The sequence below is a fragment of the Pseudomonas sp. GW821-FHT02C04 genome (genome assembly GCF_059421845.1).
The window spans coordinates 1,607,866-1,622,435 of record NZ_JBWKVT010000001.1; the positions used below are offsets into that span (position 1 = coordinate 1,607,866).

Here is a 14,570-nt window from a genome sequence, read left to right on the forward strand (position 1 = left end):
CACAGGAGCCGAGCAATGCCCGCCACCGTTCTGGTACTGGTTGAAACCATCAATGACTACCTGCCCATTCTCGAACGACAGGGCTTTCACCTGATCCTCGCCCCGACACCCGCCGAACGCGCCCAGGCCATTGCCACCCATGGCGCACGCATCGACGCGGTGCTGACCCGTGGCCCGCTGGGGTTGTACGCTGAAGAAATCGCTGCACTGCCCGCGCTGAAAATCATCTGCGTGATCGGCGCCGGCTACGAACAGGTGGACCTGCAAGCCGCCAGCAACCGTGGCCTGACCGTGACCAACGGCGCCGGCGTCAACGCCTCATCGGTGGCCGACCATGCCATGGCGTTGCTGCTGTCGCTGGTACGCGACATTCCGCGCTGCGATGCCGCCGTGCGCCGTGGCGAATGGCCGAAGATCATGCGCCCGTCCCTGGCGGGCAAGCGCCTCGGAATCCTCGGCCTCGGCGCGGTGGGGATGGCCATCGCCAAACGGGCGAACCTGGGTTTCGACATGGAGATCAGCTACCACAACCGCCAGGTGCGCAGCGATGTGCCCTACGCCTTCTGTTCGACCCCCACCGAACTGGCGCGAGCCTCGGACTTTCTCATAGTCGCGACGCCCGGCGGCATCGGCAGCCAGCATCTGGTGACCCGTCCTGTGCTGGACGCGCTGGGCCCCAAAGGCTTTATCGTCAACATCGCCCGCGCCAGCGTGATCAACACGGCGGACTTGATCACGGCACTTGAACAACGGCGAATCGCCGGCGCCGCGCTGGATGTGTTCGACCACGAACCCCGGGTGCCGGATGTGCTGAAAACCTTGAGCAACGTGATTCTCACCCCGCACGTCGCCGGGCTCTCCCCGGAAGCCACCCAGGGCACCGTCGAGCTGGTAGGGAAAAACCTGGTGGCGTTCTTTGCCGGGGAACCGGTGCTGACACCGCTGACACTGCCGCCGAAGCAGAACAACCAGCGCGTGCACTAAAGCACGCCGAGCAACGTCCACAGCCGCCGCGATTCGGCGTCGGCCGAGATCAACTCGCCGAGCAGTTCGCTCAACGGTTTGTTCCCCCACTCCACCCCGCGCCGGATCAGGTATGGCACGGGGCTGTGAGGTTCGGTGCGGGCCAGGTATTCGGCGATCAGCAGCAATTGCCGATAGGCCTCTTCGCGGTTCGCCGGCTCACGAAAGACCTGCGCCGCCACGGGCGCTTCATCATCCGGTTGCGCCTCCTCCACGGGGGCTTCGACAGGGGCGACCGGCGCCGGTTTTTGTGGGTGCATGGCGATGAACTCCTGAACCAGTTTCAGCAGCGCTTGAATGATGTCCTGCAAGGGCTGCAACCCCGGCCCTTGATCGCCCAGATACGTATCGCTCCAGGCGTTCAGGCGCTGCAGGTGTTGCTGGCTCAGCAGCAGGTTGCCCTGTTGGCGCAGCCAGAACGCCAGTGGCGTGGCGCGCACCTGATCGCTGAGTTTCTTCTGTTCATTGCGTGCGGTTTCCGCCGAGGCTTTGGCATTCTTGCTGTCGTTGACCTGCACCTGCTGCACCTTCAAACGGCGCCAGGTTTCCAGGTTGTATGCCTCGAAATCGCTGTTGTGCGAACCGAACAGCGGCACCCGGGTCAGCAGCACTTCACTGTACCGACGCACCAGCCACTCCAGCGGAATCACCCGCCACGACTGATCACCCTCCTCGGCCTGCGGGTGCAACTGTTCGGGATAGCGCTCACACAATCCGGCGATCAGCGCCAGGCTGCCGGGCAATCCGTCCAGCCCTTGAAGGTGCAGCCAGGCCTCGCCGAGCCAGGCGCTGAGCATCAGGTCCTTGCTGCGCTCGATCAGCAACGTCGTGGTGAGTTTTTCCACTTCCGGCCAGTTCGCCTGTTTCAGCGTCGATTGCCAGACCCCGGTCGGCAGACTCGCATCGTCCTCGCGACGCAGGTCGCGCAATTGATCGAACTCGCGTTCGTAACGCAGATCCGCACCACACGGCGCGTCGGCGCTGATCGGTGCGAGCAACTGATCGATCAGGTCCGGCATGGTTGCAGATGGCAGGCTCACAGGCCCTCCTCGCGGGATTCAATGGCGGCGGTGGTGCCGGTTGCCTGAAACGGCGAGCGCGGCGCCCGGGTCGGCAACGGTGGAATCGACAACGGCAGCTTCGAGCCCTGGCTCATCAACGACAGACGCACGAACATCCGGGTGAACTCCGTGGTGACACTGTCGTTGAGCGCGGTGACCGGCAGGCGCAGGGTCAGCGGAAAGTCCGTGTAATCCATGCTCGGCTGACGCTGGACCGAGAAGTGCGCGCGCATCAACCGTAGCAACGACCATGGCCCGCCGTACTCCCAGCCCGCCTCCATGTCCCGCACCACCAGGTTCGGTTGCAGCGGATCGTTGACCGGGCGCTCGCGACCGTTGCGCGCCCAGCGCAGGGTCAGGCGGATCGGCTGGCCGACCATCCAGCGCAGGTTCGGCTGCTCGGCGGCGGGATAATTGATTTGCTGACTGCCGGCCAGCAAGCCCCCGGCGATCACCTGATCGGCACCGCGCTCATCGTCGCGATCGGTGCGCCAGCGAACGTCCATCTCGACACCGAGAATGCCGCTCTTGTCACGTACGAACAGCGGGGTCAGCCACAGGTTTGCCTGCTTCAGACGATTGAGAAAATCTTCCGCCGCCAGTCGTTCCGGGGTCTGGCTCAGCACCAGTCCGGCCTGGGCAACCGGCAAGCGTTTGTCGATGATTTCCAGAAAATGCTGCACCCGCGCCGGGTCGGCATCCTGCGCGTGCAAACCGTTGGCAAACGGGAAGCGATCGGCCAGGTACTGATTGAAATAGTTGGCCAGCTCATTCCACGCCGCCGCGGCCTGCTGCTGTTGCAGGTACTGGCAACGCTGCATGGCCGACTGTTGCAACTCCACCGCACGCATTGCCAGAGTGCCGCGCCCGCCCGCCAGATTGGCGGTCTGTAACACCTGCACGCAGGAGCCGGTGTCCATGTCGATGAAATCGCGGCTGACCAGTTGCTCGATCTGCGCCGGCGAACTGGCCGGATTCGAATCCTTGTACTTGAGCAGTTCGTCGTTAAGTGCGCTGAACTGGGTCACCCGTTCGTAATCCAGCGCCGACAGATTGCCCTGCTGGGTCATCAGCCACTGCAACGCCGATGTGCGCCGCTCGGTGATGCCGAGCATGGTGTTGAACTGCTGCTTGAGGCTCAGCTTCAAATCCTGCACATCGCTGGCGCCGTACAGTTGCAGACCGAGGTTTTTCGAGCCGTCCCACTGACTGATTTCAGTCCGTCCGCCGAACAACGGTTGTGCGGTGATTTCATCCAGACCGTTGACGATCTGCGCCATGGCCCGACGGTTCAACGCACCTTGCAGACGCGCCGCCAGATCGCTGCGATGGACCTCGACAAACGCCTTCTGCAAAGCCATGGCCTGCTCGGCCTGCACATTGAACACGGCGTAGGGATGCGTCTGGTCGTTATGATCCTTCAGGCTCAGCCACATGGCCTGCGCCGCCGCGCCTTCAGCTGCTTGCAGCAATGCACCGCGATAAGCCGGGGGAATGCGCGGCAGTTCTTCGGCGACATAACTCTTGTAGCTGGCGAAATAGTTGAGCGAGGTGTTGAGATCGTCGCCATCAACGGTCTGGCCTTGCAGGTTGACGTTGTCTTCGGTGGCGCGCATCGCGATGGACACGAAGTCGCGCTTGAACAACGCCTGCACCGCGTTATTGAGTTTCACCACTTGATCCTGCAACGCCAGTTGCCCGCTGCCCTGCTGCACCAGCAAGTTGCCGCGCGAACCGACCTGAGCGATCCACTGATCGCGGAAACTCTGCTGCAACTTGCCCGCCTGGGCGTCGAGTTGTTGCTCGACCGCAGGCCCGAGCAACGTGCTCTTGCGCACCTTGTCGAGAAATTCGCGGTAGCCCGGCACCAGTTCCTGACCCTTGCCGCGGCTCCAGGTCGAATTGGTCAGGGCGATCGCCGCTTGCAGGTCGTCGATCAGCGCGCGCAGGTCTTCCAGCTCGCTAAGGCTGTTGCCACTCCCGGCCTCAAGCCGTTCCAGGTGCAGCTTGAGGTAGCCGGCCTTGCTGACAAAGTTGTCGGCCAGGAAATACTGGTCGAGCCAGCGCTCCATCAGTCCGTTGAAGTTGCTGACGATCAGCGGCCGCTCGACACTCAGATCCAGCGCCTGCAAGTCACCGTTGTCCCCCGCCGCCAGCAGCCGGTTGTAGTAAGCGGCGTGGGGCACCGTCGCCGCGTTGAGGTTGAGCGACAGCGCGTTGTTGCTCAGTTGCACCAGATCGTCCAGCGGTGCCCGCTGATTGTTCTGCACCTCAGCGAACAACTGGTTCTGTTGCTCCAGGCGCAGCGCCCGGTCCACCAGGTCCGTGGCTTTCTGGTAGTTCTGCCACTGGGACGGGTCTTCGCTTTCGACGCTGTTGCGCCGATCCGCCACGCGGATCGCCTTGATCTTCGCCAGCTCCGCCACCAGCAACGCATGCAGCGGCTGAACCATATGACGCTGGGCAGCCTGGAACACCGCCCGTTCGATCTTCACGTCCACAGAAGAAATCCACGAAGACGGAAACGCCAGCGACACGTAGTGCCAGTGCGGCGCTTTTTCCAGTACCCGCCAGAAGCTCTGCACGTTGCGTCGGGTCGGCTCGACGCGGTGTGCCTCATCGGTAACCGTGACGTAGCTCTTGTGCGCGCCCTGCATCAGCCGCGCCAGTTCATGGGCATCCTTGACCGACTGGTTCCACACCCAGAACATCGCCAGTGCCCAGACGACCCCGACCACCAGCGCCACGCCGGCCGTCAGCCGTTGCCAACGCTGACGCAGGCGCAACAGGCGCGGCACACCCAGCGCCAGACCACGTTCGCCGACCAGCCGCTGGCGCCACAACTGACGCATGAACACGCTGCGCTGCAAGCCGCTGTCATCGGCGCTGAACCCGTCGAGCGCATCCTCGCAGGGTTGATTGGCACTGAAATACACGCCGCGAAAACACGGTGCCTCGCCCTGCGCATTGCCCTGGAACACCGGTTCCAGCACGTTCTGCAGACCCCGTCGCAGGGTTTCGAGACGCTCCGGCAAGGCATACAGGTCAGCACTCAAATGCCCGGACAAGGTACCGAGTTCGATCACCGCTTCGGCGACGGCACGGTGCAGGCGATCCAGCGCCTGATCACTCCACTGCCCCTGCCACACCGCATCCCGCGCAAACGGCGATGACCAGCCCAGGGTGCGTTCGCGTGCCTCATCCGGCAGCGCACTGATCAGGTCCTGAAATCCCGGCAGTTCCTCAAGACCGGTGACAATCACGTACACCGGCACACTCAGGCCGAAGCGCTGCAGCAGATCGATGAAGCGTCGGCGCGCCGCAAGCCCCAACTGCGTCGCCTGCTCCAGATTACCGAGACGACTGACCGGCACGGTCCAGATCACCCCGTCGAGCGGACGCTTGCTGCGCAGGCTCAGGATCAAACCGAGCAGTCGCCACCAGCCGCCACGTTGCAGATGCATGCCGTCTTCCGGCAGAAACAAGCCTTGGGGCACCACCAGCACCGCACCTTCCGGGTCCGACCACCAACGGCCGAACCAGGCCGGTTTGTCGGTGGGTTGCAGGCGCCACTCGGTCACCAGTTGCGTGCCCTGGACCTCATCACCGAGCATCAGCAACCATGGCAACTGATAGCGATCGTGAGTGCCCTGCTCTTGCTCCATGTGCCGCACCGCAAGATAGAAGCTGCGGATCGCCGCGCCGCTTCGAGTGCGCAGCCACCACACCGCCACCCCGACGATCACCAGCAGCAACACCACCGCGACCACCCACGCGACGATCGTCAAGGTACTCATGAGTCTTGCTCCGGCGCCACCATCGAGTCGGTGGTTTGCAGCACCGGTTCCAGTTCGGAACGAATGTCGCTCCACAAGAACTGGCCGACCCCGGTCAGCAACAGCACCATCGCCAGAATGCCCAACGCCAGACGAAAGCCGTCCGGCAACGCCGTGCGCACCGGCAGTTGCAGGGGCGCGACCAGCGACGGCTGCACCAGTCGTTCGCTGACATCGTCGTAACTGGCCTCGTCCTGCCAGGCAAAGGTGAACAGGGCCAGCCGCCACTTTTCCAATTGCGCCTGACTGTGCTCGCCACGCAGACGCCCATGAAAACCGAGGATCAGGCATTGCAGGTAGACGTTGGCGAGGTCACGGGTGGTGGGTTGCTGCTCATCGAGCAGGGTTTGAATCGCCGCCGGTACCTGCTCACCCGCCTGACGGCTGGAATACAGGCGCGACTCCAGCGGCTTGTCCTGCCAGGCGCCCTGGCCCGGCCATGGACTGAACAGCAGGGTTTCATCGACCAGCGCAACGAAGGCGTACACCAGCGCCTTGACCTGTTCGGTCGCCGAATCGCCGACCCGCGAAAACGCCGTGCGCCACAGCCGCTGTGAAGCCTGGGTGGACAGTTCGACCACGGTTTCGACCAGCGCCGCATCGTCCTCGATGTCCTTGGGTAACTGGGTCCAGTCCAGTTGCCATTGCTGCCACGTCTGACGGAACGCGCTGCTCAACGGTGCGTCCTGCAACCCAAGGCTTGCGGCACTTCCTTGCGACATACGGCGTTCCTTGTGTGATCAGGCACTTTCACTGTTCTGGGCGACAAACAGCACCACTTGCCACGGACTGCTGGTCAACCGGGTGGCCGGCGCGGCGATCATCAGCGGCAATTGCGCGTCGAACCAGTTGCCTTCGGCCGTCACCACAAACAGTCGGGTGTCGTCGCCGACGCTGTAGGCCACTTGCTCACTGCGGCTCATCGCCTGATGCGTCAGGCCGCTCATGCGCTGGCGGCTGAGCAAGGCGATGTGCGGCGCCGAGGCGATGATCGCGCCGCGAAGCCACTCGCCGGCCGCCTGTTCGCTGGCACCGTTGGGCATGCGCAGGCCGATGACCAGCCGCTGACGGGGCTGCTCGTCCGGCAACTGAATGGAGAAACTGTGCTCGCTGCGTTCGAAAGCGATGCTGCGGTAACCGGCGCGGATCAATTCCAGGGTGGTTTCCAGCCAATCGAGCAGCGGCTCGTAACCGCGCTGCAACTCGAAAAAATCCAGCGGCACAAATGACGGCACGCCCGCCAACGGATCCAGCGCCGACCACGCGCCGGCCAGCCCCAGCAACTGCACGTACAAACCCTGTGGATGGGCAATGCGACTGTTCAGCGAACCTTCGACTTCCGGCAGTCGCGTCCATAACGCGGTCAGTTGGCGGCGAATCTCCAGCGCATCGTCCTGATTGCCGGACTGTTGTGCCTGACGCAGACGCCCGCCCAGGAACAGACATTTCTCCCGGGCTCGCGCGCAGAGTCCGGCAATGCGCCGACCCAGTGGCGACTCCGGTAACAGGACCGACGTCGGTGGTGTGTAGGGCAACGGCAGAAAGCCGCCGCCCTCCTTGCGGATTTTCAGCAGCGGCAGGCAGATCGAATCGGCCTTGTTCAGCTGAGTGCACAGACGCGGATTAGGTCGCCACACCGTGATCGATTCGGGAAACTCACCGCTGGTGAGGTCCGGCAGCGCCTCGCCGACCACCGACTGCAATCGCCCTTTGAGCGGCAGCAGTTGACCGGCGCGCCACAACGGACTGATCGCCAGGTACACGGTGACGGTCGCATCGTCGGTTTCGTTGATCGACGGGCCGACATCCAGCTCCAGCAAAGGTCCGACACCCGCCTGCAGATTGACCGGCAAACCGTCCGGCATCGTCCCTTGCAACGACAGCACCCGCACTACCCCGGCGCTCATCGCCGACGGATCGAACTCCATGTGACTGACACCAAAGAACCACGGATTACACGCCTGGGCCAGATGCGCGCCGAGCGCCTCGGCCCGCAGGCCCTGCAACTGAAAATGCTGTGGCAGCAATTGCATGCCTTCATGCCAGCAGACCGCGTCAGGTAGCAGACTCATACGACTCCCTTCGACTGCACCGCGAACCGGCGGCGGACGGTGTGTTTCAGTTTTCCTTGCTGACCAGGCTCATCTCGCGGCTGTCGAACTTGAGCCAGGCATCGCTCTGATCGTCCAGCCGCAAGCGGTGCGCTCCGGGTGTGTTATAGCTGGCGAAGACTAAAAGTCCAGCCGCCCGCTTGCCCCCCAGCGGGAAGGGTTGGCGGTCGATGAATTGCCCCGGCACCAGCTCCAGTCCCCACACGCTCATCAGCTGACGATAGTCGCGCTGGTACTGCTCGCGCCCGGCGAACCACTGTTGGGCGCTGATGCCCGACAGTTGCTTGAGCAGATCCGGATCGTTGACCGCGATGAAATCCACGGCAATCGGTGTGTCGTCATTGGCCTTGGGCGCGACGTCGAGGGTCAGGCTGTCGAGGTCGACTTTCGGCCCGAAGAACGAACAGCCCGCGAGCAGCACAAACCCGAGTGTTAGTAAAAGTCGTGCAGACAAAATGAATTTTCCTTTTCGCGAGACAGTCCAAAAATGTTTTTCGCTTGCATTTTTATAGACCTGTTCTAGCGTCTTGGGTAGTTCGGTTCCTACAGCCGAATGTGGAAGGTTTGTCAAAGGAACGACAGGTCATCTGCCTCCCTTTCTAACCTGTGGTCCAGCAAGGGAAAGCGATGAACGGGCCTCCCCGATGCATTGCGCCCGCTCATCGCATCGGAGTCCGCCGACATGGCAGAAAGTACCCAGCACAAGCTCGACCGGGTTCGCCCGCCTCGAGTGCAAATCACCTATGACGTCGAAATCGGCAACGCCATCGAGAAAAAGGAATTGCCGCTGGTCGTCGGGATCCTGGCCGACCTCTCGGGAAAACCGCTCGAACCATTGGCAAAACTGACTGAACGGCGTTTCACCGAAATCGACCGCGACAACTTCAACGAAGTGCTCGCCTCCATCGGCCCCCGCGCCACGCTGCAAGTCAACAACACCCTCAGCGGCGACGACAGCAAGCTCAACATCGAGCTGAACTTCAAACACATCGACGATTTCGACCCGGTCAAGGTGGTAGAGCAAGTCACCCCGCTGCGCCGCCTGTTCGAAGCCCGTCAGCGCCTGCGCGATCTGCTGACCAAACTCGACGGCAACGATGATCTGGACAAGCTGTTGCGCGATGTCATCGCCAACACCGAAGGCTTGCAAGAGATCAAATCGGCCCGCCCGGACACCGCTACCCCGGCAGCTGATGCCGAGGCTCCGGCCGAACCGCAAGCCTGATCGTCCACCTGACCGAGGAAGAATTCGCCATGCCCGCCGCCGCCCAGAATCAAGCCAGCGAAAATGCTGCTGCCGAGACTTTATCCCTGCTTGACCGGATCATCGCCGAGGGCCGAATGGCCCATGACGACAGCCAGCAGGACTACGCCCGCGACATGCTCGCGGAATTCGCCACCCAGGTACTCGACGAAGGCATGGCCATCGACAAGGACACCGTGGCGATGATCAACGACCGCATCAGCCAGATTGATGAGCTGATCAGTGCCCAGCTCAACGAAGTGCTGCATCACCCGGACCTGCAAAAACTCGAAGCGTCCTGGCGTGGCCTGCACATGCTGGTGCAGAACACCGAAACCAGCACCCGGTTGAAACTGCGCCTGCTCAACGTGACGCAGAAAGAGCTGCAGAACGACCTGGAAAAAGCCGTCGAGTTCGACCAGAGCGCCCTGTTCAAGAAGATCTACGAAGAGGAATACGGCACCTTCGGTGGCCACCCGTTCAGCCTGCTGGTGGGTGACTACACCTTCGGCCGCCACCCGCAGGACATCGGCCTGCTGGAGAAACTGTCGAACGTCGCTGCAGCCGCCCACGCCCCGTTCATCGCTGCCGCCAGCCCGCGTCTGTTCGACATGAACAGCTTCACCGAACTGGCTGTGCCGCGTGATCTGTCGAAAGTGTTCGAGAGCCAGGAGCTGATCAAGTGGCGCTCGTTCCGTGAGAGCGAAGACTCGCGCTACGTCTCGCTGGTGCTGCCGCACTTCCTGCTGCGCCTGCCTTACGGCCCGGACACTTCGCCGGTGGAAGGCATCAACTACGTCGAAGACACCAATGGCACCGACCACAGCAAATACCTGTGGGGCAACGCCGCGTGGGCGCTGTCGCAACGCATCACCGAAGCCTTTGCCAAGTACGGCTGGTGCGCGGCGATCCGTGGCGCTGAAGGCGGCGGCGCGGTCGAAGGCCTGCCGGCGCACACCTTCCGCACCAGCTCCGGCGACCTGTCGCTCAAATGCCCGACCGAAGTGGCGATCACCGACCGCCGCGAGAAAGAGCTCAACGACCTCGGTTTCATCGCCCTGTGCCACAAGAAGAACAGCGACATCGCGGTGTTCTTCGGCGGCCAGACCACCAACAAGTCCAAGGTCTACAACACCAACGAGGCCAACGCCAACGCACGAATCTCGGCGATGCTGCCGTACGTGCTCGCGGCCTCGCGTTTCGCCCATTACCTGAAGGTGATCATGCGCGACAAGGTCGGCAGCTTCATGACCCGCGACAACGTGCAGACCTACCTCAACAACTGGATCGCCGACTACGTGCTGATCAACGACAACGCGCCGCAGGAGATCAAGGCGCAGTACCCGCTGCGTGAAGCACGGGTGGACGTTACCGAAGTCGCCGGCAAACCCGGTGCCTATCGCGCGACCGTGTTCCTGCGGCCGCACTTCCAGCTGGAAGAACTGACGGCATCGATCCGCCTGGTCGCGACCCTGCCGCCTCCGGTAGCCGCCTGACCCGCATACGCCCGCAGGATGTTCCTGCGGGCGCTCCCCCGTTTGTCTAGCGCGACACCCTTCAGGAGTTTCAAGCGATGGATGCAATCATTCTCGACCTCGGCGGCGACATCAAAGGCGACAGCCTGCTCGAGGGCTACAAGGACAAGATCGAAGTCATGTCCTACAGCCACAACGTGGCGATGCAGGTGACCAACGACGTCAGCAACTCGGAGCGCACCTCCGGCCGCCCTCATATCGGCGAGTTCACCCTGACCAAATTCGTCGACAGCTCGACGCCCTCCCTCAATGAATATTGCTGCGCCGGCAAACCGATCCCGGAAGCCAAGATCACCATCGGCCGCAACGCCGCCGAGGGTAGCGGGCAACTGATGCCGTTCATCATCTACACCCTGACCAACGTAGTGCTGTCCAACGTCAGCGTCAGCGGCGGTACCGGTGGCAAACCGGTGGAAACCATTTCCCTGAACTTCACCAAGATCAAATGGGAACTCACGGCGCAAAAAGACGACGGCACCAAGGAAGGCACCGCCGGCACGGTCTGGGACCTGGCGGCCAACAAGGCCAGCAAGTAACCGGTCGCCCTCGCCATGGCTGGCACCGGCATCCGCGCACCGCTGTTCGAACGCCTCGCCTGGAGCGAGGCCGACGAGCCGCCGGAGTTCGATCGGCAGGATTTGCTCGACTCGGTGCACACCGAGCTCGGGCGCCTGTTCAACACCCGCCGTGGCCCGCGCGCATTGACGGTGCCCCCCAGCGTGATCGACTACGGCATCGCCGACTGGAGCGCTCTGCAACAGCAACGCAGCGATGACCGCCGTCGCCTGGCGCGGGACATTCGCGAGGCCATCACCCATTTCGAACCGCGCCTGCTGCTGGGCGAGGTTCAGGTCAATCCCCTCCCCGAACAGCCACAGCGATTGAGCATCCGCCTGCTCGGCGAATTGCGCAGCGGCTCGCAGCACTGGCCGGTGGCATTTGTCATCGAGCCCGGCAACGAAGGGCTGGAGGTGCGCCATGAGCGACTCGATTGACCCGCAACTGCTCGACTATTACCAACGCGAACTGACCTGGTTGCGTCACGCCGGCAGCCAGTTTGCCGAACGCTATCCGAAAGTCGCGCGGCGGCTGGAACTGTCTCCCGGTGAATGCCCGGACCCGCACGTCGAGCGATTGCTCGAAGGTTTCGCCCTGCTCGCGGCGCGCCTGCAACGGCGTCTGGATGACGACTACGCCGAGTTCAGCGATGCCTTGCTGGAACAGCTCTATCCCTTGGCCGTACGCCCGCTGCCGTCCTGCGCCATCGTGCAGTTCGAGCCGGACCCGAGCAAAGGCAAAATCGACGGCGGCTATCCCCTGCCCCGGGACACGCCGCTGTTCGTCACCACCAGCAAGGGCGAAAGCATTCACTTTCGCACCAGTGCCGCCGTGCGGCTGTGGCCCATCGATGTGACCGAAGCGCTGTTGCTCGGCAGCGACGAGGCCCAGGCGCTGACCGGTGTGGCGCAGTCCCGTTCGGCCTTGCGCCTGAGCCTGCGTTGCCTGGGTGAAAGCCAATGGTCCGAGCTGGAGATCGAAAGCTTACGCATTCATCTGGCAGCCTCACCGGTGATCAACGCCGGGCTCTATGACCTGCTCGGCGCCCATGCGGTGCAGGTACTCGCAGGCTCGCCGGGGAGTATTCCGGCGAAGGTGAAGGGACTGCCGCAGATCGTCGGGTTCGCTGACGACGAAGTGCTGCTGCCGGACGAGGACGGCGTGCACCCGGGCATGCGTCTGTTGGCGGAATACTTTGCCTTCCCGGAGAAATTCCACTTCTTCGACCTGCCGCTTTCTGGTGTTTCCAGCGACAGCCAGACGCTCTACCTCTACATCGTTTTCGACCGTGCGCCGGCCGGCCGATTGCACCTGCAGGCCAGCGACATCGCGCTGGGCTGTGCGCCGGTGATTAATCTGTTCCCGCGAACCTCCGAGCCGCTGCGCCCCGACGGCACCCGCAGCGAGTACCGACTGGTCGCCGACAGCCACCGGGAAAACAGCGTCGAGATCCACAGCATCCGTGGCATGCGCGCCAGCTCCAGCGCTGGTGTGCAACGCCTGCCCGCCTATTACGGCAGCCAGCACAGCGGCGGCGATCAACAGCGTTACTGGCATGCGCGGCGAGTCAGCGGTCAGTCGCCAAACCGGCTCGGCAGCGATCTTTTGGTCAGCGTGGTCGACACCCGTTTTGAACCACAAACCGACTTGCCCGACTACAGCCTCACGGCCGAGCTGCTGTGCACCAACCGGCATCTGGCCCAAAGCCTGCCAGCCGGCACACCACTGGGATTCGAACGGCCGGGCCCGGTGGCGTGGGCACGCCTGCGCAATCCGCCGAGCCCGCAGAGTCTGCCGCGACTGGACGGCGATTCGCGCTGGCGGCTGGTGTCGCAATTGACCCTCAATCACCTGTCGCTGGTCGAGGGGCCACAGGCGCTGGACGCACTGAAGGAAATTCTTCATCTGCATAACCTGCGCGATGAAGCCAGCGCCCTGCGCCAGATCGACGGCTTGCTGAGCCTCGCCTGCGAACGGGTGATCGGCCACGTCGGTGCCGATGCCTGGCGCGGCTGGCGCAACGGACTTGAAGTGCAATTACAGCTTGATCCGCAGCATTTCGTCGGCAGCAGCGCAGTACTGTTCTCGGCGGTGCTCGCGCAATTCTTTTCGGTGTACGCCACGGCCAATCGCTTTGTGCGTACGGTGCTCATGCAGGCTGACAAGGAGATCAAGGCATGGCAACCCCAAGCCGGCATGCCCCTGTCGCTCTGACGCTGGGCCAGCGACTGCGCCGCGATCCGCAGGCATTCGAATGGTTGCAGGCGTTGCTGCTGCTGGAGCGCGAACAGCCGCAGGCCGATTCCCTCGGCTCGGGTACGTCGCCGCAGGCCGAAGCGTTGAAATTGCGCGGGCCGTTGACGCCCGTGTTCGCCGCCAGCCAGATCGAAAGCCTTGAGGAAAAACCCGGTGAACCGCTGACGCTCAACTCACCGATGTTCGGACTCGGCGGCCCCGATGGCCCGCTGCCCTACGCCTATCAGGAATGGCTGCAACAACGGGCCCGGGCCAAGGATCACGCGCCCGCCGAGTTCCTCGACCTGTTCCAGCATCGGCTGCTCAGCCTGCTGTACAAGGTGATGCGCAAACACCGGATCGCCCTTGGATTTACCACGCCCGGCGCCTCGCCGGTGCAAGCGCAATTGCGAGCGCTGACCGGGTTGCTGCCCAAGTCGTTGCAGGAACGCCAGGCGATTCCCGACTGCGCCGTTCTGGCCTGCACGGCGTTGTACGCCGATGGCCGCCGGTCGCTGGCGGGGTTCGCAGCCATTGTCCGCGAGCAATTTGCCGTGCCGGTGGAACTGAGCGCGTATGAAGGCGCGTGGCGTGAGATTCCGGCCGCCAGCCGCAGCGTCATGAAGGCCGGCGGACGCAATCTGCAACTCGGTCGCACCGCCGTGGCCGGTATTCGGGTCTGGGATGAACATGCCGGGATTCGCCTGACGCTCGGCCCCTTGTCCTCCGCGCAGGCCGGGCGCTTTTTGCCGGACGGCGAAGCGCACCCGGCACTGGCCAGCCTGGCAGCGCTGTATTTCGGCCCGGATCTGGACGTGAAACTGGTGATGCTGGTACGCGGCGCCGGGCCGATGAAACTCGGTCGCCAGACCCCGGCGTTGTTGAGCTGGAACGGCGGTTTGCAACGGCAGGCCAGCCTTGCAGTACAACGGATCGAAACCCGTCTTCGTCAGCTGGAGATCACCTGA

12 protein-coding genes are annotated in these 14,570 nt (G+C 63.3%); 7 read left to right on the forward strand and 5 right to left on the reverse strand.

All coding sequences use genetic code 11. The annotated features are described in order from the left end of the window. The first annotated feature begins 15 nt into the window (after window positions 1–15). Window positions 16–984: a 2-hydroxyacid dehydrogenase gene (locus AC07VV_RS07315; protein ID WP_495035811.1), complete on the forward strand. Its 969-nt coding sequence runs from the start codon at window positions 16–18 to the stop codon at window positions 982–984. Here the strand turns inward: AC07VV_RS07315 and tssA are convergent. From tssA to AC07VV_RS07340, 5 genes are read right to left on the reverse strand one after another with little or no spacing between them, the layout of a single operon-like run. Beyond that, window positions 981–2,063: a type VI secretion system protein TssA gene (tssA, locus tag AC07VV_RS07320; protein WP_495035812.1), complete on the reverse strand. Its 1,083-nt coding sequence runs from the start codon at window positions 2,061–2,063 to the stop codon at window positions 981–983. The two genes, AC07VV_RS07315 and tssA, sit on opposite strands and share 4 nt — an antisense overlap. Then, entirely contained in the window at window positions 2,060–5,881 is a 3,822-nt protein-coding gene (locus AC07VV_RS07325; RefSeq protein ID WP_495035813.1) for a type VI secretion system protein, read from the reverse strand. The genes tssA and AC07VV_RS07325 overlap by 4 nt, the downstream gene beginning before the upstream one ends. Then, on the reverse strand, window positions 5,878–6,642 hold the full coding sequence (locus tag AC07VV_RS07330) for a DotU/TssL family secretion system protein (RefSeq protein WP_495035814.1): 765 nt from the start codon (window positions 6,640–6,642) through the stop codon (window positions 5,878–5,880). Before AC07VV_RS07330 ends, AC07VV_RS07325 begins: the two co-directional genes overlap by 4 nt. An 18-nt stretch (window positions 6,643–6,660) precedes the next feature. Continuing rightward, a complete protein-coding gene (gene tssK, locus AC07VV_RS07335) occupies window positions 6,661–7,992 on the reverse strand; it encodes a type VI secretion system baseplate subunit TssK (protein WP_495035815.1) in 1,332 nt (443 codons plus the stop codon). 46 nt (window positions 7,993–8,038) lie between these two features. Beyond that, window positions 8,039–8,485 (reverse strand): type VI secretion protein, encoded by a 447-nt coding sequence (locus tag AC07VV_RS07340; protein WP_495035816.1) that lies wholly within the window; start codon window positions 8,483–8,485, stop codon window positions 8,039–8,041. 228 nt (window positions 8,486–8,713) lie between these two features. Between AC07VV_RS07340 and tssB the strand changes: the two genes are divergently transcribed. From tssB to tssG, 6 genes are all read left to right on the forward strand, one after another. Continuing rightward, on the forward strand, window positions 8,714–9,256 hold the full coding sequence (gene tssB, locus AC07VV_RS07345) for a type VI secretion system contractile sheath small subunit (protein ID WP_064117633.1): 543 nt from the start codon (window positions 8,714–8,716) through the stop codon (window positions 9,254–9,256). Window positions 9,257–9,285: 29 nt separating this feature from the next. After that, window positions 9,286–10,770: a type VI secretion system contractile sheath large subunit gene (gene tssC / locus AC07VV_RS07350; protein WP_039767165.1), complete on the forward strand. Its 1,485-nt coding sequence runs from the start codon at window positions 9,286–9,288 to the stop codon at window positions 10,768–10,770. A 77-nt stretch (window positions 10,771–10,847) separates the two neighbouring features. Then, complete coding sequence (locus tag AC07VV_RS07355; protein WP_102622083.1) at window positions 10,848–11,345, forward strand: Hcp family type VI secretion system effector; 498 nt, start codon at window positions 10,848–10,850, stop codon at window positions 11,343–11,345. 15 nt (window positions 11,346–11,360) lie between these two features. Beyond that, a complete protein-coding gene (gene tssE, locus AC07VV_RS07360) occupies window positions 11,361–11,804 on the forward strand; it encodes a type VI secretion system baseplate subunit TssE (protein ID WP_495035817.1) in 444 nt (147 codons plus the stop codon). Next, window positions 11,788–13,581, forward strand: a complete 1,794-nt coding sequence (gene tssF / locus AC07VV_RS07365; protein ID WP_495035818.1) for a type VI secretion system baseplate subunit TssF — start codon at window positions 11,788–11,790, stop codon at window positions 13,579–13,581. The genes tssE and tssF overlap by 17 nt, the downstream gene beginning before the upstream one ends. Further along, window positions 13,545–14,570, forward strand: a complete 1,026-nt coding sequence (tssG, locus tag AC07VV_RS07370; RefSeq protein WP_495035819.1) for a type VI secretion system baseplate subunit TssG — start codon at window positions 13,545–13,547, stop codon at window positions 14,568–14,570. Before tssF ends, tssG begins: the two co-directional genes overlap by 37 nt.